25 protein-coding genes are annotated in these 23,210 nt (G+C 36.8%); 3 read left to right on the forward strand and 22 right to left on the reverse strand.

Going from position 1 to position 23,210, the window contains the following annotated elements; genetic code table 11:
• Positions 1–80: 80 nt before the first annotated feature.
• From AR328_RS18565 to AR328_RS18575, 3 genes are all read right to left on the reverse strand, one after another.
• Positions 81–662, reverse strand: coding sequence for an SCO family protein (locus AR328_RS18565; protein WP_066299646.1), 582 nt, complete (start codon positions 660–662; stop codon positions 81–83).
• Between the two features lie 103 nt (positions 663–765).
• Entirely contained in the window at positions 766–1,752 is a 987-nt protein-coding gene (locus AR328_RS18570) for a nucleoside hydrolase (RefSeq protein WP_066299649.1), read from the reverse strand.
• 100 nt (positions 1,753–1,852) lie between these two features.
• Positions 1,853–3,478: an ATP-binding protein gene (locus AR328_RS18575; protein WP_066299652.1), complete on the reverse strand. Its 1,626-nt coding sequence runs from the start codon at positions 3,476–3,478 to the stop codon at positions 1,853–1,855.
• Positions 3,479–3,700: 222 nt separating this feature from the next.
• Here AR328_RS18575 and AR328_RS18580 point away from each other — a divergent pair, with 222 nt between their 5' ends.
• Complete coding sequence (locus AR328_RS18580; protein ID WP_082677316.1) at positions 3,701–4,210, forward strand: PCYCGC motif-containing (lipo)protein; 510 nt, start codon at positions 3,701–3,703, stop codon at positions 4,208–4,210.
• A gap of 80 nt (positions 4,211–4,290) precedes the next feature.
• Here AR328_RS18580 and AR328_RS18585 read toward each other — a convergent pair whose 3' ends face one another.
• The 4 genes from AR328_RS18585 to ilvA all read right to left on the reverse strand — a co-directional run bounded on the left by AR328_RS18585 (position 4,291) and on the right by ilvA (position 7,121).
• Positions 4,291–4,545 (reverse strand): DUF2535 family protein, encoded by a 255-nt coding sequence (locus AR328_RS18585; protein WP_066299658.1) that lies wholly within the window; start codon positions 4,543–4,545, stop codon positions 4,291–4,293.
• Positions 4,546–4,644: 99 nt separating this feature from the next.
• Entirely contained in the window at positions 4,645–5,403 is a 759-nt protein-coding gene (gene tatC / locus AR328_RS18590; RefSeq protein WP_066299664.1) for a twin-arginine translocase subunit TatC, read from the reverse strand.
• A 76-nt stretch (positions 5,404–5,479) separates the two neighbouring features.
• Positions 5,480–5,674 (reverse strand): twin-arginine translocase TatA/TatE family subunit, encoded by a 195-nt coding sequence (locus tag AR328_RS18595; RefSeq protein WP_066299667.1) that lies wholly within the window; start codon positions 5,672–5,674, stop codon positions 5,480–5,482.
• Between the two features lie 178 nt (positions 5,675–5,852).
• Complete coding sequence (ilvA, locus tag AR328_RS18600; RefSeq protein WP_066299670.1) at positions 5,853–7,121, reverse strand: threonine ammonia-lyase IlvA; 1,269 nt, start codon at positions 7,119–7,121, stop codon at positions 5,853–5,855.
• A gap of 219 nt (positions 7,122–7,340) precedes the next feature.
• On the opposite strand from ilvA, the gene AR328_RS18605 reads away from it, so the two are divergent.
• Complete coding sequence (locus AR328_RS18605; RefSeq protein WP_066299674.1) at positions 7,341–7,577, forward strand: threonine dehydratase; 237 nt, start codon at positions 7,341–7,343, stop codon at positions 7,575–7,577.
• 166 nt (positions 7,578–7,743) lie between these two features.
• On the opposite strand, the gene AR328_RS18610 is transcribed toward AR328_RS18605, so the two are convergent.
• The 6 genes from AR328_RS18610 to AR328_RS18635 all read right to left on the reverse strand — a co-directional run bounded on the left by AR328_RS18610 (position 7,744) and on the right by AR328_RS18635 (position 13,613).
• A complete protein-coding gene (locus AR328_RS18610; protein WP_066299676.1) occupies positions 7,744–8,226 on the reverse strand; it encodes a dihydrofolate reductase in 483 nt (160 codons plus the stop codon).
• A gap of 16 nt (positions 8,227–8,242) precedes the next feature.
• On the reverse strand, positions 8,243–9,193 hold the full coding sequence (locus AR328_RS18615; RefSeq protein ID WP_442854466.1) for a thymidylate synthase: 951 nt from the start codon (positions 9,191–9,193) through the stop codon (positions 8,243–8,245).
• A gap of 72 nt (positions 9,194–9,265) precedes the next feature.
• Positions 9,266–9,967: an anthrax toxin lethal factor-related metalloendopeptidase gene (locus AR328_RS18620; RefSeq protein WP_066299683.1), complete on the reverse strand. Its 702-nt coding sequence runs from the start codon at positions 9,965–9,967 to the stop codon at positions 9,266–9,268.
• A 183-nt stretch (positions 9,968–10,150) separates the two neighbouring features.
• Positions 10,151–10,762, reverse strand: coding sequence for a TerD family protein (locus AR328_RS18625; protein ID WP_066299684.1), 612 nt, complete (start codon positions 10,760–10,762; stop codon positions 10,151–10,153).
• 96 nt (positions 10,763–10,858) lie between these two features.
• Positions 10,859–11,971 (reverse strand): toxic anion resistance protein, encoded by a 1,113-nt coding sequence (locus AR328_RS18630; protein ID WP_066299686.1) that lies wholly within the window; start codon positions 11,969–11,971, stop codon positions 10,859–10,861.
• A gap of 4 nt (positions 11,972–11,975) precedes the next feature.
• Complete coding sequence (locus AR328_RS18635; RefSeq protein WP_066299690.1) at positions 11,976–13,613, reverse strand: YceG family protein; 1,638 nt, start codon at positions 13,611–13,613, stop codon at positions 11,976–11,978.
• A 243-nt stretch (positions 13,614–13,856) separates the two neighbouring features.
• Here AR328_RS18635 and AR328_RS18640 point away from each other — a divergent pair, with 243 nt between their 5' ends.
• Complete coding sequence (locus tag AR328_RS18640; RefSeq protein ID WP_066299695.1) at positions 13,857–14,096, forward strand: hypothetical protein; 240 nt, start codon at positions 13,857–13,859, stop codon at positions 14,094–14,096.
• On the opposite strand, the gene AR328_RS18645 is transcribed toward AR328_RS18640, so the two are convergent.
• The 9 genes from AR328_RS18645 to AR328_RS18685 all read right to left on the reverse strand — a co-directional run bounded on the left by AR328_RS18645 (position 14,093) and on the right by AR328_RS18685 (position 23,176).
• Complete coding sequence (locus AR328_RS18645) at positions 14,093–14,902, reverse strand: HAD family hydrolase (protein WP_066299697.1); 810 nt, start codon at positions 14,900–14,902, stop codon at positions 14,093–14,095. The two genes, AR328_RS18640 and AR328_RS18645, sit on opposite strands and share 4 nt — an antisense overlap.
• Positions 14,902–16,017 carry a cysteine protease StiP family protein gene (locus tag AR328_RS18650; protein WP_442854465.1) on the reverse strand — a complete coding sequence of 372 codons (1,116 nt, stop codon included), beginning with the start codon at positions 16,015–16,017 and terminating at the stop codon, positions 14,902–14,904. Before AR328_RS18650 ends, AR328_RS18645 begins: the two co-directional genes overlap by 1 nt.
• Before the next feature lies 1 nt (position 16,018).
• Complete coding sequence (locus AR328_RS18655; RefSeq protein WP_066299700.1) at positions 16,019–17,392, reverse strand: phosphoribosyltransferase family protein; 1,374 nt, start codon at positions 17,390–17,392, stop codon at positions 16,019–16,021.
• A complete protein-coding gene (locus tag AR328_RS18660; RefSeq protein ID WP_066299702.1) occupies positions 17,319–18,530 on the reverse strand; it encodes an HpcH/HpaI aldolase/citrate lyase family protein in 1,212 nt (403 codons plus the stop codon). Before AR328_RS18660 ends, AR328_RS18655 begins: the two co-directional genes overlap by 74 nt.
• A gap of 99 nt (positions 18,531–18,629) precedes the next feature.
• Entirely contained in the window at positions 18,630–19,400 is a 771-nt protein-coding gene (locus AR328_RS18665) for a TerC family protein (RefSeq protein WP_066299705.1), read from the reverse strand.
• 154 nt (positions 19,401–19,554) lie between these two features.
• Positions 19,555–20,136 (reverse strand): TerD family protein, encoded by a 582-nt coding sequence (locus AR328_RS18670; protein ID WP_066299707.1) that lies wholly within the window; start codon positions 20,134–20,136, stop codon positions 19,555–19,557.
• 86 nt (positions 20,137–20,222) lie between these two features.
• Positions 20,223–20,828, reverse strand: coding sequence for a YpjP family protein (locus tag AR328_RS18675; protein ID WP_066299709.1), 606 nt, complete (start codon positions 20,826–20,828; stop codon positions 20,223–20,225).
• A 19-nt stretch (positions 20,829–20,847) separates the two neighbouring features.
• The gene (locus AR328_RS18680; RefSeq protein WP_066299875.1) at positions 20,848–22,029 is read right to left on the reverse strand and encodes an LL-diaminopimelate aminotransferase; all 1,182 of its coding nucleotides are present in this window, start codon (positions 22,027–22,029) and stop codon (positions 20,848–20,850) included.
• 370 nt (positions 22,030–22,399) lie between these two features.
• The gene (locus tag AR328_RS18685) at positions 22,400–23,176 is read right to left on the reverse strand and encodes a class I SAM-dependent methyltransferase (protein ID WP_066299710.1); all 777 of its coding nucleotides are present in this window, start codon (positions 23,174–23,176) and stop codon (positions 22,400–22,402) included.
• Positions 23,177–23,210 lie beyond the last annotated feature (34 nt).

Genomic DNA, 23,210 nt, shown 5'->3' on the forward strand with positions numbered 1-23,210 from the left:
TGGGGGTACGTTTATTTACCGTATTGCTTATTATAACACGTTCATCTTTATTCATGACAAAAAAAAGACCTATGAAAGGTCTATTGTAAAGTTTTTATGTCATTAATAATTTCTTCAAAAGGGATGTCTTCAAGGCCAGAATATAATTTCATGATCTTACCTTCTTGATTCACTAAATAAAAATATGTCTGGTGAATAACATCAGGGTTATTTACAGGCTTTTTAACTATGGTTTTAAAGTTATCCATAGCAAATTTCTCAATTTCCTCTTGTTTATATCCAGTTAAAAAGTGCCAATTACTAAAATCAACATCAAAATGTCCTGCATAGGTCGTTAATACCTCTGGGCTATCGATTTCTGGATCTACACTAAAGGAAACAAACTCGATATTCTCGATTTTCTCTTTCTTCACCAAGTCCTGCAGCTTAGCCATATTAAAAGTCATTGGCAAACAAACGTCAGGACAGTTCGTGTAGATAAAATCGGCAACCCAAACCTTTCCATTTAAATCCGACAGTCCTAAGGAATTATTATTTTGATCCGTAAAAGTAAAATCGGCAACTGGCCAGTTTTTGGCATCTTTTATTTCACTGCCGCCACAAGCCGACAGAATAAAGACTGTTATGACCGATATGATGATTGTTATGAATCTAGATTTCATTTCTGTATCCGCTCCTCTGCATATTCGAACCTATTCTAGCAGACGGAAGCGAAAGAAGAAAGAAAAAAATATGGCAAACCTGTGACATTATACTGATGCGATTTTATGTTTCCTGAATTCCATCTATTGGCTTTCTCATTATGTCATAGAATGATCTAATAAATGTTGAATAGTTAAACTGAACAGCAACCTTATGAATTTTATATTCCTTTGATTCTAAATCAGGCTTTTTCCGAAAATCACCGATGCTTTCTCCAAACGCAATTCCTTTATCAATAACGACTTGGATAGGAACCTCAGCATATTTTATATCAGAGCTTTCCAGTAATGCCCATAAGGTGAAAACATCATGTAATGGACTTCCGCTAATGCCAGGATTTGATTTTTGGTAGAAGGAATAATAATAATCGACCATTGGTTTTATTAAAAGGCCAATTTTATTATTAGTTGAAAGGTAATATTGATGAAGCGAATCAATAATTGCTGGAGTAATAATCGCGGACATTGTTACATCTAATGGAAAAAGATGAATCTTCTTATGAGCATTATTTATTAATATTTTTGCTGCGTAAGGATCACCATAAAAATTTGCCTCTGCAATTGGCGTCACATTCCCTGGAACATTAAAGGCCCCGCCCATAATGTAATAATCATTTACCGTTTCCATTAGCCGCGGGGACAAAATAAATGCTGTTGCCAAAGAGGAAAGTCTGCCAACATTGACAATCGTGATGTTATGTTTGTACTTTTCAATTAACGTTTTTACTTCATGAAAATTTTCAAATAAATTTTCATTTACCTGCATATTAGGCAAAATGGGACCTAGCCCTTCAAGCCCGTGCACTTCTGGAACATATTTAGGCATTTCACCTGTCAGCGGCAGTTCCGCCCCGCCGAAAATCGGGATATTTCTAATACCTGTTACTTCCTGCAAATATGCCGCATTCCGGATCGCATCTTTTCTTGAGACATTTCCATAATCTGCTACTATTCCAACAATATTAATTTCCTCGCAAAAATAAGCAAATAGGACTGCAACAATATCATCGATTCCAAAATCGCTAAATAGAAGGACATTTTTCACCCTCATCATCAATCCCCCCTGCTATTTATCATATTCACATAGCTTGAATAATTAGAAAGAAATATCCAATTTTCTGGGTAAAATCAAATTCAAGGATTACTTTTCGTTATTCTGCATGATCATCCACTAAAGGAATAAAAATCTTGAAGGTTGTTCCCTTCCCGTTCTGACTTTGCACTTCAATTTTCCCTTTCATTCTTTCGATGATTTGGTAACATACCATTAATCCGATTCCTGTTCCTTTCTCCTTTAATGAGTAAAAAGCCGTCCCTAATCGTTCCAGTTCTTCCGCACTCATTCCAATTCCTGTGTCTGTTATTTCAAAAACTCCGTACTTCTCATCCTTATATACCGTAATACTTAATGTACCTCCGACCTTCATTGCTTCAATACCGTTCTTCAAAATATTAATTAGTACTTGCTTTAACTCGCTATTATTCCCTTGAATAAAAACTCCTTCATTCAAATTGGGAACAACCGTAATATTTTTTGACATCATGGCATAAGAATTCATCAGGTCAAGTACCTTTGAAGCTGTTTCGGATGCATCCACCTTTTCGGTTTGTTCAATATCTGGCTTCGCTAAAGAGAGATAGTCATTGATAATCGTTTCAGCACGACTCATTTCTTCGATCATTAATCGGATATACATACGCTCTTCATCGCTCATTTGGTCTTTCGCCAAAAATATTTGCAGAAATCCTTTGACAACCGTCATTGGATTTCTTATTTCGTGGGCAACAGAGGCTGCCAGCTGACCAATTGCGTTCATTTTTTCCGCCCTTTGAAGTTCACGCAGGATTTTTGATTTATGTAGGATTTGTTCCATTTCATCAATAGCTTCATCAAATCTGTGCATCGAGACTTGATTTTTTTGAATTGTTCCAAGCTCCACCGAGGTAGCAGATAAACGATCGAAGAGCAATGATAGCTGACTCGTCATATTATTAAATCGTTCGGCTAAAATCCCCAAATCAGCTTGATTTTGAGACTTTAATTTCACATTGAAATTTCCGTTGCTCACTTCATTAAACCCTGCGATTATTTCATTAACCGGATACAATACTTTTTTCAAACCTCTTTTTAATATTAAATATCCACTTATTGTTATCAGGAGTAAAATGGCAATTAAATAGGCTGAAAACTTATATTGGTATTTCGTGATAAGTTGTGCATCAAGATCATAGCTGATTACCCCTACAACCTCAAAATCTTGTCCAAGTATTGGAACAAAAGCCGATACCCAATGTCCATAATGATCCTCGTATACATCAGTAGATATAACTTTTTTTGATGTGACAGCTTTCTTAAAACCGTCTAAATACACCTTTTCTGCCTCATGATAAGAAAATGGCAGCAAACCAATCTTCTTATAGCTTTCCGAAGCTGCCAGAATAAAAAGTTCCTCTTCATTCATAACATCCGGTGATAGAAGCATCGCATTCGAATAAGGTGCCTTCTCATTTACAAGCGACAGCTTTTCAGTAATATTTTGAAATATAGGATGTTCTGCATTTCTATCCTCATTAATCCTTTTAATATCGTTCGCATTGAAAGTAGTACTCCATAATGTTGACATATCAGCAACACGATATTTCATCTGTTTTTCCATCTGGTTTGTTTGTAGGATTAAACTTATTCCAGCTGTTATAACAACTAGAATTAAACTTATTAAAAACGAGAATAGAAAAACTTTTCTGGACAAAGGTAAATTATTAATGTGATCTTTCATAAGTCAGTCCCCGAATCCTGGTATTCTCAAACATTTAATCTTTTCGACAAAGATGAACATAATTCCTCTAAAGTCTTGCAATTATTACAAGATATGCGTACTACTACCTATTATATATGACAAATCAATGAACCATGGAGATCATTTTTAGATTTCTAAATAAATTATGATATAGTGGAATGGGTAGAAACGTGTATAAATAATGAGAATTAAGGTGATTTGATGAGGATTAAATTAATTGCATATTTCCTAACCGTTGCAGGCATTCTTTCCCTATTAACGGCCTGCTCATCCAAACTGGAAGAATCAGCAGGTACAAAGAAGGATGAGAGTACTCATACGTTTCATGCAGAAAACGGCGATATGCGCGAATTGACAAAATCTAATGAAGTGCTTCCGGATTTTCTAAATGAAAAGCCCGAGCAAATGCAAATCATATACGGGGCAGCTGCCAAGCACAAGGATTTATTAGAGGCTATTCCATGTTATTGCGGATGCGGAGAATCAGGAGCTCATAGAGATAATTATGATTGTTTTGTATATGAAAATAAACAATCTGGTGAAATTGTTTGGGATGACCATGGGACGCGCTGCGGCGTTTGCTTAGAAACAGCTGCTGAAAGCATTATTCAATATAAGGACGGCAAATCAGTAAAAGAGATTCGCCAATACATTGATGATAAGTATAAAGAAGGATATGCAGAACCAACTCCTACCCCTTTTCCAAGCTAAACTAAGGCCTAAGCGAATGTCGCTTAGGTTTTTTTAAAAATAAAAGAGTACCAGCTGCTAAGCCGATACTCAAAAATAGTTCAAGCGTTATTCTTTAACTCTGGAGTCTTAAATAGTTCCTTATACACTGGCCATTTTAGGACTCTTTTTAAATACTCTCGAAAAGAGTGATTCTTCATTGCTTTCTTGGAATCCTTAAAGATGGATGTCATGAAAGTTTGCAAACGGACTTGAATCATGAAATAAAATGGGCTATTTCTCTCTAATACAGGAATTTCCGTAATCTTAACCTTCTGTCCAACAGCATTTTTGAACTCCAGGCTTTTAAATAGCAAAATATCAATCCTCTTTTTTACCCGTTTGACTATATTATACACGAATTTAGGTCTCGAAAGGTGTCTAAAAATGTGTATATGAAAATATTTTTTCACAAATTAGTTTTCGTCTAGAGGTTCATATTCACTTTGTTCTTCCAATTGCTTTTCTTTCTTTAATTTGCGCTTATAGACAATTTTTGATAAGTTGATGCTAATTTCATATAAGAATAATAGCGGAATGGCTACAAGGAAATCTGACATAAAGTCAGGCGGAGAAATAACAACTGCAATTACAATAAGAACAAAATATGCATATTTTCGAATTTTCGCAAGGGCATATGGGTTAAGTATTCCTAATGATGTCAAGAACATGACTACAACCGGCAATTCAAACAAGACTCCGAATGGCATGGTCATATGCATAATAAACCGAAAATACTTTTCCGCAGTGAAATTCGCTTCCAGCATCTGTCCTCCCAAATCAACTAGAAAGCCCAACACTGTCGGTAAAATAACAAAATAGCCAAAACAAAGACCAACGATAAATAAAATAAATAAGGCAGGAATATATGAGAGTGAAATTCTTCTTTCTACCGGACTTAAAGCTGGTTTAACAAATAGCCAAATTTGCAAAGCTAAAACCGGGATTGTCGCTGCAATGGCAACAACAGATGCAATCATAAAGTAAACCCAGATAATATCACTTGGACCAAGTACAATAAGTTTCACATCAAGGTCGCGGACAAACCAATGATAAATTTCTTCCACATACATGAAACCTGCTACAAAGAAAACTAAAAAGGCTGCTATCGTTATAATTAACCTTTTCCTTAATTCATCCAAATGCTCAACTAAGTTCAGTTCTTTATCTTCCATTTTCTTCTCCTGAAAATACTATGTTTGGAATAACGGCAAAAAGACGAAAAAAAGGCAAGACATTCATCTTGCCATCTTATTTAAGCGTTTTTTTCTTGTCATCCTCTAATTCTTCCATCACGTCACTTGTTAAATCACGAGTAGACTTCTTAAATTCCCTAAGTGTTTGACCGAAAGCACGGCCGATCTCAGGTAATTTTTTTGGGCCAAATATAATTAATGCCAAAACAAGAATTAGAATTAATCCAGGAACTCCGATGTTTGAAAGCATAAACATCCTCCTCAAAATAACTTACTGATAAACCTAAATTTAATTATAGTGCTTTTTACAACGCTTGTGGTAAAGAATCAAGAAAGTTCATATTTAGTTCACAAAACGCTATACCTATTGCCACTATAAAAAGCTTATAAATCTGTTTACCAATTTCATTATAATATTGGATGCTATTTTAAACAAGTAAATGGAAAAGATTACTGTCTTTATTAATGTCTGTATAGGCAAAACCTTTTTTATTCATTCTTTGGATTAAACCAGGATAATCCTCTTTATTCTGCAGCTCAATGCCTACTAGAGCAGGACCATTATCCTTATTATTCTTTTTCGTATATTCAAATCTTGTGATATCATCATTAGGCCCAAGCACCTCATCAAGGAACTCGCGCAAAGCACCCGCACGCTGTGGAAAATTAACAATAAAGTAATATAGCAATCCTTCATACAAGAGGGATCTTTCCTTCATCTCCTGCATTCTGCCGAAATCATTATTTCCTCCGCTAATGACACAAACAATATTCTTCCCTTTAATTTGGTCCTTATAGAAATCAAGTGAAGCAATTGGCAAAGCGCCTGCAGGCTCTGCAATAATCGCATGTTCATTATATAATTCCAGAATCGTTGTACATACTTTCCCTTCAGGCACGAGTAGAATATCATCAACAAATTCTTCGCAAATGTCAAAAGTTTTTTCTCCGACACCTTTGACGGCAGCCCCGTCAACAAATTTATCAATATCATCTAGTAGAGTTACAGATTTATTCTTAATAGATTCATTCATAGATGCTGCACCTTCAGGCTCAACACCAATCATTTTCGTTTTAGGAGAAATACTTTTTATGTAAGTACTTATCCCAGACATCAATCCGCCCCCGCCAATACTAGCAAAGACAAAATCGATTGGCTCCTCGCTGTCATTCAATATTTCAACTGCCACAGTCCCTTGTCCAGCTATGACCCTTTCATCGTCAAAAGGATGGATAAAGGTCCGGTTTTCTTCTTCTGCACATTTATTGGCTTCTGCATAAGAATCATCAAATGTATCACCAACTAAGATGATATCAACAAAGCCGCGGCCAAACATTTCTACCTGGCTCACCTTTTGACGCGGTGTCGTTGTCGGCATGAATATTTTCCCTTGAACACCTAAATGTCTGCATGCGTATGCTACACCTTGAGCATGATTGCCCGCACTTGCACACACAACACCATTTTTTGTTTCTTCTTCACTTAATGACTTAACTGAATAGTAAGCGCCTCTAAGCTTAAATGATCGGATGTGCTGCAAATCTTCCCTTTTCAAAAACACATTACACTGATATTTTTCAGATAGACGCTCATTTCTTTGCAATGGTGTATGGGCGACGATATCCTTCAGCTGTTGGTATGCAATAAGAATATCCTCCAATTGCACCCATTTTTTCTTCAAAACTTTCTGTTCCATATTGTCACCTTCACTTATTACGATTTAATTTTTCTATTATACCACTTGTATACGTGATTACAACCCATATATATTAAATTTTTTTATTTTTCCGATATTAATTGAATAGCAATCTTGAAATTCATCATATAATAACCAAAGTAAATTTTTTTCATATGAGGATGGTATCGATTATTTCTGATTTACTGAATTTGGTATGATTAATAGGGGGTGGGGCAAATGGAGTTTTCATTATGCAGCCTTGATTGTGCATTGCCTGTAGAAGTGACGTTAGATGAGGATAACGGGCGGTATATGATCAAGAAGAGCGATTCGAGCGGGGAATTTTTCAACACTCCCAACGAGCTCATTCTATGGGTTAAATGTAATTTCTCCGCTGATGAATTTTGCGATCCAATGGAATTTCAGGCAATGGTCAAAAAATTGACGGATTATTTAGTCAACGTTGATGTGTAGGAATTAATTGCAGAACCTGTGTCCGCAAACAGATGAAATAAACCCATTTTCGTGCAATTAACGGAACTAGTGTCCGCCAAGCTAGTTGAGTTTTTGACAATCGCGCAAAAAAGTATAAAAAGAGCATTAGACACTATATTAATAATGTCTAATGCTCTTTTTTATATTATTTCCTTACATATGTTCTAAAGTAGTAATCATATGGATTCTTTGAATCTTTCATCCCTTTTTCTTCTGAAATCAAATTCCATTCATTTTCGTTCACTTCAGGAAAAAAGGTGTCTCCCTCAAAAGCTTCATCAATATAAGTAACGTACATCTTATCTATAAGAGGCAATGTTTGCTTAAATATTTCTTCCCCGCCAATAATTAAGTATTCATCATCCAACTCTTGAAACTTTCTCAAACTGTCTAAATCATTAATGATCTCGACACCTTCAAACTTAAAGTTGTTTTGGCGTGTTAAGACAATTGATTTCCGGCCCGGAAGAGGTTTACCAATTGATTCAAAGGTGTTTCTCCCCATTATCATTGTCTTGCCCATCGTAGTCTTCTTGAAAAAAGCTAAGTCATTCGGAAGATGCCATGGCAATTGATTCTCTTTGCCGATTAATTTATTTCTGTCATGAGCAACAATTAATGATAACATAATGTCTCAACCTTTCTTATACCGCAACAGGAGCTTTGATTGGTGGATGAGGGTCATAGCCTTCAATCTTTATATCTTCCATTTCAACGTCAAAAATAGAGTCTACATTAGGACTTATGATTAATTTCGGTAACTCTCTTGGCTCTCTCGCCATTAGCGTCTCTACTTGCTCAATATGATTGAGGTAAATATGTGCATCCCCAAGTGTATGAACAAAATCACCTACACCTAAACCGCATTCATGAGCAATTAAGTGTGTCAGCAAAGCATAACTGGCGATATTAAACGGAATGCCTAAAAAAACATCTCCACTTCTTTGGTAGAGTTGACAGGATAGTTTTCCTTCCGAAACATAGAATTGAAACATCGTATGGCATGGAGGTAGCGACATGTTTTTAATGTCATGGACGCTCCATCCACTGATAATATGTCTTCTGGAGTTTGGGTTAGACTTGATATCTTCTACCACATTTTTGAGCTGGTCAATCGTTTCCCCTGTAGGAGATTTCCAAGCTCTCCATTGTTTGCCGTAAATATCACCTAATTCCCCATATTTATTGGCAAACTCTACATCTTCAAGAATTCTGCTTTTAAAAATTTCCATTTGTTCCTTATAATGCAGTTCAAATTCTTTATCTTCTAAAGCTCTTAAACCAAAGTTTGTCATATCCGGACCATTATAATCTGAGCTTTCAATCCAATTTTTGAAAGCCCATTCATTCCAAATATTATTATTTTGCTGTAAAAGATAGCGAATATTTGTATCTCCTTTTATAAACCAAATAAGCTCACTAGCTACCAATCGAAAAGGAACACGCTTAGTTGTTAAAAGCGGAAAACCTTCGCTTAAATCAAAACGCATTTGATAACCAAACACGGAAATTGTTCCTGTTCCCGTTCTGTCTTCTTGTTTGACTCCATTTTCAAGCACATGCCTGCAAAGCTCTAAATATTGTTTCATTAACATCCAACCTTTTCTATTCATACATGGTTACTATTCTATAACAAACGATCATCTATAACAAACGATCACTTTTTCCTAATTTAAATCTTTTATAAATTGATAGGTTTCCGGTGCTTTATCTTTTAAAAGCCTGTTTGATTCACTATCCAAATAAAAATAAGCAAAGGCCTCTGCAAAATACTCCTCAGGAAAGGTCAAAAAATAGTCTTGATTGGGAAATAACCTTGGACTTTCAAGCTTCCAGGCAGAAAGAAATTTTTGATTGTAGCGGATTCCATTATAAACAAATTTATCTATCGAATGGGCAAGCTCATGCAGCTCTAAATTCACAGAGCCATGGCCCTTTCCTTTTTCACTAGAACCAATCTTCACTAAAACGGTTTTTGATCCGCCGATTCCTGGTACGTCATCCCAAGTCGTTTGACTTTTGTACCCTCTCGGAATTACCCCGGATAAATATTGGGCTGTTGGATTGTCCGTTAATTTGCCGACAAAGAGCTTTAGTTTAATATCCTCTTTAGCTATTTTTTTCAACAGAAAATAAGGTAAATGGTCAACCCTTTCGATAATTTCAGCTGCTTTAAGCTCATCGAATGGGTCAATCGGAAGGATAATAATACTTCCGATTAAACTTGGAGATTGGAGAACAAGGGATTGGTGAAGAAGAGAATTATTCGGGTAATTCGCCAATTGAATACCGCCCATTGCCGCCTGCGAACTGCCCATTAAAGAAAGGGTAAGAGTCATTAATATACACAATGCCAACATTCTTTTCATCGCAGACTCCCCTTCCCAAATACTTAAGGAAAACTTCTAAACTATCTAACTCTTTAAATTATACCATACGAAACTATCAGCATTATATAATCGAAGTCTAGTAAAAATTTGGAAGTAGTTTTAAAAGGGTAGAAAGTTGAAAAAGCCCTGACAAAAGTGCCAGGGCTCATTACCATCTATAACTTAAGAATAGGAACGAACAATATCAGCTAAGCCAGGTGAGGAAGTGCCTGTTCCGACTGCAGCGAATTTCCAATCTGCTCCGTGACGGTAAATTTCACCAACAACTAAACATGTTTTGCCGTTGTAATCATCTGTCAAATTGTAATGAATCATTTCTTGTCCATTTGCAGAATTCACAATACGAATGAATGCGTTTTGGATCATTCCGAAATGCTGTTTTCGCTTTACACAGTCATAAATATTAACAACAAATACAAGTTTATTGACTTGAGCTGGGACACGGCTTAAATCGATTAAGATTTGCTCATCATCACCGTCTCCATCACCTGTCAAGTTATCTCCTGTATGCTGAACACTTCCGTCTTTGCTTTTTAAATTGCCAAAGTAAATGACGTCACTGTTATTTCTAATTTTATCATTGTCACCTAACATGATTACGGAAGCATCACAGTCAATATTTGCCCCGCCGCCACCGCCGAATAGTGATCCTAATAATCCACCGCCGCCGCGGCTTTGTACTGGGTCCCAGCCAAGTCCTACCAAAATTTTTGATAAGCCTGGATTTCCTTTTGTTAAATCAACACGTTGACCTTTTTGTAAATTAATTGCCATGTTTTCACCTCATTAATTATTTGATCTATTATTAGATCTTTGGCATTTCTTCTATTATTTTTTATATTGCACATGTAAGTAGTATGCGCTTGCTGGTTAGCTTCCTTGATGTTTAATTTTTTTAAAATTATCTTGAAGCTGTTCTAGTCTTCTTGTACCTTCTGCACGCATACGTTTGTTTTCTTCTTCGATTGCTTTCGTTTCCTGCATTCCCTTAATAATAATATTCCAGGATTCCTCAATCGTTTCAATCTTAATGCTTGGTGCTCCAGCCAGTCTAGCAATATCTGCGCTTTGCGAGGAAATATTTTGGGCATTGCGAAGGAGCATTTCATTCGTTCTTCTATCAAGCTCATTCATAGAATCTGCTACTAGTTTTTGACGCTTGGCAGCAACCGCTTGAATTAATCCGTTTTTAAAGATTGGAATCGTTGTAACAAATGCAGAATTAATCTTTCCGATGAGCTTTGTGTTTCCTCTTTGTAATAAACGAATCTGCGGTGCAGTTTGGAGTGAGACCATTTTTGCCATCTCCAAGTCGTATACTCTTTGTTCCATTAGATCAATGGCATTTCTTAATGTGTCTAGCTGCATGGAAGCCATTTGATCACCTGAAGCCGTTCTTGCTTCAAGCGGTGGAAGCTGATTCGCTTTCAGCTCATCGATCTTCATTTGTCCGGCAACGGCGTATTTTTCCAATGTTAAGTAGTATTGATAGTTTTGCTCGTACATTTGATCAAGCATTGTTGTAGAGTCGACCATTTCACCTTGATATTTTGATATTTCCACATATACCTTATCAATTTCTTGGCCCATCGTCTGATATTTTCCAAACAGTTTATCAATCAGCTTTTCGCCTTTTTTGAAAAGCTTTCCAAATAAACCGCCGGATGTCTTTTCGAAGTCTTTCTTATCAAACTTATCCATGATTTTGCCGAGCTGCTTTAATAATTCACCTGAATCCTCAACTTTTGTTGATCTCATATTACTTAATATTTGATCAGAGAAGCGTGAAATTTGAGTAGCAGGCTCTTTCCCGAATTCAAGAATTTGGATTTGATCTCTCTCATCAATAGACCGAGCTAAATTTTGCACCTCAGGGTCATTTCTAAGAGCAAGCTTAATTTCCGACGCTGATGCTTCAGTAAGCTTATCCTCTTGTGTTTTATTCAAAGTAAGATCTAGATTTGTCTGCTGCAATTGATTCATGACATCAGTCTCCCCTTAAATTTTTAAATATTCCTTTTACCTTTTTTAACAAGGAGGGTTCTTTAAATTCCTGTTCAAAGACAACATCCTCCAGCCAATGCACATCATATAACCCATCCTCGATAAAGTTTTCTAAATCATTATGGCCCGGCGGATTGTAGAGTACAATGTCAATTCCAAATTGATTTAAAAGCAGTAACAATGCTGCATCCGTTCTTGTCATTGTCCCATTGAGTTCATTGTTATAGAGGATGAGCTTCGGCACGTCCTGTGAATAGTCAAACTTTTGCAGCAACTGCAATAAACTGGCAGGAATCTGCATGCCTTGTGTAAACAAATAGGTTTTCAATTCCTCCGCCTTTTCGTGATGGATCGGTTTAATATATGGACGTGCACATATATTTCGAATGGCTGTCGCTATTCCATTTTGTAACCCCGTTGGCAAGTGCTGATATTTCCAGTAATGGGCCGTGACCATTTTATGGGGATCAAGCAGCCCATCATTACCGAGGGCATTGCGATAATGAAAACGAAAATCATTGTTCACATTATTTGTAAATGGGAATCTTCTAATTAAAAGACTCTCGTCGAACTCTGAAATTAACTGTAAGCGGTCCCAATACTCCTTGCGATTTTTACTTACACCTTGTACCTTCGCAAAAATGGAGGGAATTTTGACTAGTCCGTTTTTCACTTCAAAATTGGGCCGTACCATTGCCTTTTCTTTAATTAAAATAAAGAGCTCATCGTATGTTGTTTTCAGTGTGACAGATAGCGGCGTGTAATCCCGAAGCTGCCATGGTTTATAAAGACCTGACCCTTCATGATTTAATATCGATTCAATCTCTCTTGAAGCCCTGTATGCAACGGTAGCCGAGCGTCTCCTCTTCTCGGTTGGAAATCTCTCTGGCTGCTTTCTCTCAGGATAGCTGTATACAAATGATCCTTCTAGCCCCTCATTCCAGCCATTTAGCCAATCGCTCCCGGATGGCGAGAAAGAAACAAGATCACACCCTAATTCCATTAAGTAATAAAGGAAGTATTTATGGCTCTTATTCGTTTCTCCGTACCATAAAAATTTCGGCATCGCTTTTTCGAGATCGATATGATTCCAAATTTCTCCAAGATGGTTAAACGTCCATTTGATGATATCGACTAGCACTCTTCTCAACTCTTGACTATTTAACCCTTCAGACTCCTCTGTTGAAAACATCTGCATTACCGAAATCATCGCTTCCCTTGTTTTCCTGTGCAATGAGGGAATATCAGATTTTAATAATAGCTGTTCACCGTCAAGAAATGCCACAAAACGGTTAATTGACAGCTTTTGCTCCCTGTTAATATTCAGCACCTTTTGGATGGCTTGAAAATGATGATTATCGATTGATTTATCAAGTGCCTCTTCGCTTATTAAAATAAGGTCAGCCTGCTCTGTATGGATTAAATCATAAAGACGGTTATAATACTCATCTTCATCTAAAGGAACACCTAAAAAGCGGGCAACTACTTGAGCTAAATGAATAGTGCTTTGCTCAATATAAAATTGCGGCCTTTCCTTTAATGGCTTTTTCAAAGTACTCAACCAGTTATCAATTGATACTGGCAATAAATTCGTTTTGATTTGATGATATGAATGATTCATTTTATTTTCCCTTCCCTTTGCTAGCGAAAGATGGTAATAGCATGTATAAATTTCTTAATAAGCAGAAAAAATATGAATATGTAAAGTTATTACCATCATATCACACCTGAAGAGGTTTTCTAAAACGATTCCATCTATATTCCAAAAAATCTTCGAATGAAATTCATCTTACTTTTAACCCTTTCACCCTTTTTCTCGTCCCTGCATATGTTTAAGTACGTCGAATAATAGAAGGTGAATAAATTGCGATTTCTATTTAGAAGGGCGAAATACCATTTACAAGAATCAGATTTAGAGCCAGTTGAAACAGTTTTAGGTTCGGGATATTTTGTAATAGTAGATTTGTTTTTTTGGTCATTACTGATTACATTTATGACGATGTCTCTTCATTTCTCATTAGTATGGGGTTCTATCATCTTTTTTACTTCATACATGTTTGGAGGAGTCTTATACATGACTTTAAGAAAGTGGCTTGGGGATTAGCCGTTAATCGTTAAACTGGATATATCCTTTAATATTTCAGTTAAAATTTCTTCCCCAGCCTTTACTCCTCTTTTATTAGTAAATATATAGGGAGCGTCCTCAATATTCTCATTGGCCAATTCCCCATGCGATGGAACAAATGGAAAATCACATTCTTTTAAGAAATCATGATCTAGCAGTGAATCACCTGCCCCATAAACGGTTAAGATTCCCTCACGCTCTTTAATAAACTTAACGGCTTCGCCTTTGCTTATTGGATTTGGCATAAAATAAAGCTTTCTCCCCTGTAATGAAACTCTCCAGCCAGATTCAGCCGCCTTATGTTTCAAGTTCATGATTTCTTCCAGGCTTAAGTTTTCTTCAAGAATATAATAAAAGAATAATCCTTCCGCCCTTTTTATTGTTCCCGGTATATTTAATAGTTGCAAGTCCTCTTCCATTTCCTTGATCGGCTTGGATTCAGTTTTCAGACGCTCCTGAATTAATCTTTGCCATTCAATTAGGGGATCTCCATTATAAATGATATTGGCACCATTTGACGTAATTGCATATGTTAGTGGAATGCAGCTCGAAAATATAAAGATTCGATTAAATTGATCCCATGTTCTGGTCGTTACAGGAACAAACAACATTTGGTCTGCAATATGGCGAAGAGCTTCCGCAGACCTTTTTGTCATAAACGCTACTTCCTGATCTGCTTTTCTCTCCACTCCGATTAAATCGCTCACTTCTGTTTGATTAAAGTCTGCCAGAGCACGCTCTGAATAAATAAGTGTACGATCTAAATCTGACGCAAACATTTTCATTATTGCATTCCTACCTTTTTAATTAATCCGCAGCAAGTATAGCTCATCTCCGGATAATGAACAATTTCTACATTTCTTTCTTTTGCAAGCATTAATATATGTCTGACATATGGACTTTCCATATCCTTCATGAGAATTTTCCAAGGCACTCTTCTTAATAAAACCCTTGTCGTTTCTCCAACACCCGGCTTAATATAATTCGTATTCTCAATATTAAATTCATCTTGCATTTTCTGCACATCTTGCATACCTTGAAAGGTTGCCTTCTCATGGTGCTTAAGCAGGTATGACGCAGATTTGGCAGCTTCCCCGTAAACAGCGGGAAATTCATTCGTAATTACATCTAAATACTCATTGGAAACATCAGAATCAGCTAAATCCTGATAAAATTTTGCTCCGTGAAAATCATAGGGACCTATAAGTTCTTTATTTAGTACTGTGCGGCTAACTAATCCAGAAACTGTTGAATTTAAACACGCACTAGGAATTAAGAAATCCTCTCTAGTCCCATAAATAGTCGAACAATGCCCTGGATCTGCGAGTACAGCGAGGCTATCATCAAGAACAACTCCATATTTCTCCGAGATATTCTTACAAGCTTTGATTAATTCAAGCGAAATGGCCCCTTTACCCGTCCATCCATCAATAAATTGAATCGTTTTACCCGGATGTTTTTCTAAAATATATTGAATAGCATTTTCATCCAAACCTTTATCGCGGATGATTGAAACACTATAATGAGGTAAATTTGTATGATATTTTCCCTCAATATAGCGTTTGATCAAGATCCCGACAGGAGTTCCGGCCCTTGCCAATGATACTAGAACAGTATTTTCTCCTTTTAACTCGTAAATTTGCTCGGCAGCAATCCCTGTGCATAAAGCAACTTTTAGCTTGTATTCAAGCAATGTTTCGTGAAATAATTCCATATAATTGGCTGGCGGCTGATATTCAATTGGCAATGTTTCGCTGTAATGCTGACCTAACTGAATTTGCTTTTCCCGATTATCAATCGAACCCTCCAATTGAAAATGGCTTAAATCCTTCAAAAGAAAAATTACGTCATTTTCCGAATATGATCCAAATTTCGTTATATTTTTTATTGAACTATTCAACTCATAAACCTCCATTAAAGAATACTATTTTTATGTCTTTAATGTTTGTCTTTTTCAATTCATTAAGGAATGGCTGCAATTCTTCCTCCGATACCGCTCTTTCAAAAAATACAAACAGATCATCATATACATTTGGGGGGATATTATAAACATATTGGTTCACTTTCCAATCATCTGGATTAGGGAATGATAGACCAAATGCAGCTCCATACGATTGACGATTTTCTACATAAATAGGGCTTCTAGTAGTAGAATGGTAGCTGACGCCATTACCCATATAAGAAGCGATCCTCATCGGCATATACATAAATTCGCCTGTTCCAAGGCAAAGCGTGCTTCCCCCTGATCGATAACTACTTAAATACCTTCCCACACCCTCCATTGACTGATTCCATTTATGATTTGTCTCAGAGTTTATTCCGAATCTGCCTGTTTCTTTTACGTAAGGAATACTCTTTACTTCCCCTTCTAATGATATAGACGAATAGTTAAAAGCTGTAGTATGTTCAGGGAAGATATCGTGAAGCACAATCTTTTCTACTGTTTGGGAAACGGATGAATCTCTTGGTGGTGAAGGTGTTCGATGTTCAATATCCGGGGAACCAATTGCCTTCATGAATCCTTTAAGCAAACATACAGATTGAATCGTGATTTTTAGTTCCTCTTCAAGCTCCTTGTATAAAAGCTGATTCTCTTCCGAACGCCAATCCAAAATTGACACAACTGTATACCTTTCACGCGGAAACTGTTTTTGTATGGAGCGAATAATATTTATGGCCGTTTTTCCTGTTGTCATTTCATCATCGACCAAGATAACTTCCCGCTGATTATTTAATAGTGATTCATCGATATAACAACGGTGAGAGGTTGCATGGGAATGCTCCTCCTCAAAGGTTATAACAGGTTCAATTTCTACAAGCTTTTCCCTCGTTGTATGGAAGAAATCTGCTTTTTGGAAAAATTGATAAAAGGCATGTCCGAGTGCCGTTGCCGTCTCTGCAAAACCGATAATCACTGGATTTATTTGTTCATCCACAAAAGGCTGTTCTTCAAAACGATCTGAACCATTATTAAACAAGGAAACTAGCTTTTCCCTTAATCCTGTTTTTTCACGATCTGCCATCTCTAAATAACGATTTGCCAACAATGCCCCTATCAACATTCCCATTCTGGGCTCAATAGGGGTATGCTTTCCTAAAACCTTGCTAACAAATAAAAAGGATCGCTTTTTATTAATTCTTGCTGCCATAATAAACAATTCATCGAGTGGCAGCTCATATGGATTGTCAGTTATCTCAATTTCAACGCTTAACCGGTTGAGGATCGGAAGCGTAAATTTCGTTTGTGAGCAAGTCGATGTAAGTGTATTCTTCATTTAGCACCCCGTAAACTTCAGATTTTAATAGAATTTTTTGCGCCCAATAGTAATGTGGTTTAATTTCATTCATTTTATTAGAGAACTTACTTTTCATCACACCGATTTTCCCATCAGCCTTATCAATAATATTCTTTGCGTCAAGGTATTCTTCGAATGATACTGTATTTAATGCCTGTACCGGTCTAATATGGGTAGGGTGAATGATTGTTTTACCTGTCAAACCATTCGTAATATCCATCAATATTTCTCTGATCAGCCCGTCCATATGTTTATCAATTAATTCTGAGCGAAAATGAATGCCATCCTGACCAAATTTCTCACGAAAAGGTGTCTGTCTTAATTGGGGCTTTAACATCCTTTCCTTTGAAGAGAAATACTCCCATACAGGGCCTGAAATTACATAGGGATGATCAGAGCGCAAGAAAATATTAACGATATCAGAAATGCAATCGCGAATAACGGCAATATCATATACAGTCGTATCCGAATTTCTGCGTATGCCATATAATCCGCAAAAATCAGTGGCCCCGATTCGTATATTTAGAATGAGATCCTCATATTGGTCTACTAAATATTTTATAGCCATTAGCTCATCAAGTCTTGTTTCTTTTTCAATAACCTTTTTCGTTTCTAATATCGGAAGTGCAAACAGTCGATGGCCTGCATCATTAAGCCTTCTGATTTCCTCTAAAACTAGCTTGTCCTTATCGGGAGAAAATTTCGGTATGACGATGCCCGTTAATAAATCCAAACCTTTTTCAATACGATTAATTAATCGCTTTAGCTGTTCATAACTGCGAATACGGATAAACATTAATGGCAGGTCATCCTCTATTAAAAGACCTTTCTCCATATCTTCTTTTAAATTTCTTAGTTCCTGTATAAGCATAAGCTCAGCAAGTTCTACTTCCTCGTCTCCGATTGCATCCTCTAAGCAAATAACCATGGAGGTCAACCCTGAATGTTTTTTCGTTAGGAGGTCCTGATGAATATTTGGACGGGTTGCCGGCATATAAAGCGTTGCCCCCAGCGCATTAGATAGGATGTCTTTCCTAGAATTTCGTGTAAACTCTTGAGGCTTTTTATAAAAGATTTCATTGCAATGAAAATCGCTAAGGTTTGTAAATAATCTCATCCCTGTTTGCTCCGTTTCCAATTAATTAACAAACTTAAAATAGGTAAAAAGAAAGGGAGCGGACATTTGTCTGTTCCCTAGAGTTTATATAGTAATCTATTATTCACCAGCAGCTGCAGCCTTCTTTTTGTTCATGAAGTGAATAACGAAAGTTGCTGCAAATGTGATTAATAAGATGATAAAGAAAACAACATGGTGTATATGAATGCCAGCTACACCCAATAGCATTTTAACAGAGATGATTAGAATTAGAACATATGCTGATGTTTCAAGTTCTGGTACTCGGTCAATAAGCTTTAGGAATACACCTGCAATTCCACGCATCATTAAGACGCCAAGCATACCGCCTAATAATAATACCCAGATTTCCTGACTGACTCCGAATGCAGCTAATACACTGTCAACAGAGAAAGCGATATCCATTAATTCAACTGCAACTACAGTTCCCCAAAATGTTCCAAAGAGACGAATTAATAATCCGCTTTGATTCATTCCTTCAATTTCATCTTCATCTGCTTCGGCTTCTTTCTTCTTGTCAATAAAGTATTTAATAGCTAGCCAAGCAAGATATCCGGCTCCTAATATTTTTACCCACCATAGCTTGATTAAGAAAACGCCAATACCGATTGCGATAAAGCGGAAAACATAAGCCCCTAATAAACCATAAAAAAGTGCTTTCTTCCGTTGTTTCTCAGGTAAATGCTTTACCATTACTGCAAGAACGAGCGCATTATCTGCCGATAAAAGCCCTTCTAAAATAACAAGTGTTCCTATTAATCCCCAGCTAACTGGGTCTGATAAAACTTGAACCCACATTTCCCAATTAAAAAACTGGGAATAAGTGTGTAATATACCTTCTAATATCGTCATTCTTGATTGTTCCTCCCGAAAATGTCTAGTTTTTGTGTGTAGGATTATTCACATTTTAACTGATAAGAGGATATGCAGTATACAGCCTATTAGCAAAAGGAATGAACTGCCAGCATATCCAATGGAAAATTTCACTAATAATTACGATCTTGCATTAGCCAACCTGCAATCCGAAATCTTTTGCTAATGCAGCTAGGCCGCCTTGATAGCCGCTTCCAATTGCATTAAATTTCCATTCGCCATTATGTCTGTATAATTCACCCACTACAATGGCTGTTTCTATTGAGAAGTCTTCCCCTAAATCATAGCGGATTAGCTCCTCGCCGGAATCTTCGCTTATAATCCGAGCATAAGCATTGGAAACCTGGCCAAAGTTTTGATTGCGAGCTTCTCCATCATGAATGGTAATTGTGAATGTGATGCGCTGCACATTAGCTGGAACATTCGCTAAATTAACTTTAACCTGTTCATCGTCGCCATCACCTGCACCAGTACGGTTATCACCTGTATGTACAACAGAACCATTTCCGCCATTCGTATTGTTATAAAATATAAAGTCGCTATCAGATGCTACTTTTCCATTATCGCCTAGCAGGAACACGGAAGAGTCCAGGTCAAAATCATTCCCGCCATCATATTTATTTACATCCCATCCTAAGCCTACAACCACTTTTGATAGTCCAGGATTCGTTTTTGTTAAATCTACTTTTTGCCCTTTTGATAAACTTACAGCCATTTTATTACCTCCAAAAAAAAGAATATGTTTTATTTACGATGCATTTCGAAAAAGGTTTCAATATACTAAAAAAATTTTCGTTTTATTTAGCTCATCCACTTCGGCGGAGTATTTTTGTCCCAATAAATACTTCCGAGCTCATGGTGTGTTTGAAATTGGTCATGATGTGTATGGTAGTGAAAGTTAAACCAATATCCTTGCTGTGGAGGCTGATCTCTTCTAACATGGAAACGAATAATATCTTCACTAGTCTTTTCATTACTAATATTAAAAATCTTCTCTGAGTGACCTTTGCCAGGGCTTTCAGTTACTGTTAAATTGGCCAACTCTTCTTCAGGGTATTGTGCAGCAACGTTTATTATCGCCTTTGCAATATTAGGTAAGATGACCTCAGTAAATTCATTTTCAATGACAGGTTTAATCCTTGCCCCAAACTTCGTATAGGATTGGGTTTCGGCTTCCATAAGCATGTGACTAATAAATTCCTCTTTACTAATATACCCAACAGATTCATCTGCCAATGCAGAATGATCAATTACACTTTTATCTTCCGATGAAGCATCAAAAATATCTTTTTTCGATGTTTTTACTGCATTGGAATCATCATAAAGAAAAGCTTGTGAAGGTGAAACCAGTCCAAAGGTTAAAATGGTTACCATGACAACAAGTGATTTACGAAGCCAATGAGGCATAGATTAAACCCTCCTACCGTTACTGATTCGTAACTTCTTCTAATATCCCTGACTGCTTAATATTGCGAACCGCTTCTTTTAATTTTTCTTCTGACTGTACAAGAGCAATTCTCACATAACCCTCTCCCCAAGATCCAAATGCATTTCCAGGAGTGACGACTACATTTGCACGATTTATTAGTTCAATGGCAAATTCCTTTGACGTAAAGGACGCAGGAACTTCTGCCCAAACAAACATAGAAGCTTTAGGCTCACTGACATTCCAGCCAATTTCCCGTAAGCCGTCCACTAGAACATCTCTTCTATTCTTATAGATCGCTCGCAGATCATTTAGGAAATTTGATTCATCTGTCAATGCCTTTGCAGCTGCAGCCTGTATCGGAAAAAACACACCGTAATCCACATTTGACTTAAAATTGGCAAGCATCGTAATAATTTCTTGATTTCCTGCCGCATAAGCAATTCTGCAGCCAGCCATGTTAAAGCTTTTTGATAATGAATTCATTTCAATACCGACATCCATCGCTCCGTCAACTGACAGAAAGCTAATTGGCTGTTCATCATAATAAAGTTCAGAATAGGCAAAATCGTGTAAAATAACGATATTGTATTTTTTCGCATAGGCGATTGCCGCTTCAAAGAAAGCTTTCGTACCCATTGCCGGAACAGGATTCCCTGGAAAATTCAATATCATTAACTTTGCTTTTTCACTTATTTCCACAGGAATTTCGGAAAAGTCAGGAAGAAATTGATTTTCCTTTTTTAATGGCATCGGATATAATTTCGCTCCTGCCATACTAACCCCTGTTTCATATGCAGTATACCCCGGATCAGGTACGAGCACATAATCACCAGGATTACATAGGACCATTGGGAAATGGACTAATCCGTCCTGAGACCCCATTAAAAGTGAAACATTTGACCTTGGATCAAGCGACACACGAAAGCGTCGGTCATAATAGGCGGCTACTGCTTCGTGAAAATCATCAGTCCCTTTCATCGTATAACCATATAGATTAGGGTTCTTCGCTAATTCAGCAATCGTTTCCGTCACAACAGACGGCGGCGGAGTATCTGGACTGCCCACGCTTAAATCCACAATCTCTTGTCCTTCTGAAAGCTTTAATTTTTTGTAATAAGCTAATTCTGAAAAGATACTTTCCTGAAAAGAATTCATTCTCTCTGCCATTGTTATTTTCATCATTCATGTTTCCCTCTCTATTTAATTACGGTATCAATGCTATTATTCTATTATACTTGCTTTTACGTAGAAAAGGAAAAATGGTTTTTAAATTTTTTTAAATCATAAAAATTATGGCTTAGATTTTCACTAAGCAAGAGAATTACAAGTAATAAGCTTGTATAGTTGCAATTATTTTCGGGAATAGTATACTGAAAATTCCATATAACTTAAATAATATCAGTGAAAGGGGATATTCCTGTGGATTTGTCACTTGTCATCACATTCATTATTTTTCTTATGCTAGGGTATTTTGTTTATTTAGCCATCGCAGATTAATGGCAAAACGAAAAGGAAGGGAGTATGTGAAAATACTTCCTTCCTTATTTCATCAAGTTTTAATTAATACTCCAAAATGAAACTTGGAGGATTTTCTTATTTTTACGTCAAAATGAAACTTTTCAAATCTAGAGCTTCGAAAATGATCCTTCAAAACGACCCGTTCCTTTGCGACTCTTAATGCCTCGTCTATTAATTTCTGAGTGATATCCTCGTAGACGGCAAACCGGCTTAGAGCCTTTATCCCGTCAGATTCTAGAATATGCTCTTCAAACATCGGATCAAAATAAACAATGTCATAGGACTGATCAGGAAGACCTTCGAGATAGGATAGGGAAAGCCTATTTACAACCTCTATTTGCTTCATAGCTTCATTCATCGCAGGAATCTCCGCATCCCAAGATTTCAGCCCCTTATTAACCATATAAGCCAAAAAGGGATTTGCTTCTATTCCCGTTACTTTCCCTCTATTACCTGCTACGAAGCTTGCCACTATACTATCTGATGCAAGTCCTAATGTGCAATCAAGAACTGTTTTCCCAGAACATACGGATGCTGCCTCAATAAAAGGATCATGTTCTCCTTTCATTATCCTCTTTATTCTGAACATGGCTGAATTCGGATGAAAAAAGAATGGCTCCTTTTCACCGAGCGGGTAAAGCTCAAGTCTCTCTTTCCCGACAACGATACAATCATCTTTTTCAATCTTTTGAATGGCCGCAACAGAACGCTTTTTTCTCTCAATATATTTACTGTCTAATTCCTTTGCTATACTGATTGCATAGGCAGTCATGTCTTCATTAGTTCTGCCGGCTGTTGTAATAATCATCTCAGTCACCCGTATCTAATAAAGAAAAGGACGT

This window comes from Bacillus sp. FJAT-29937 (genome assembly GCF_001509555.1).
Lineage (GTDB): Bacteria > Bacillota > Bacilli > Bacillales > Cytobacillaceae > Cytobacillus.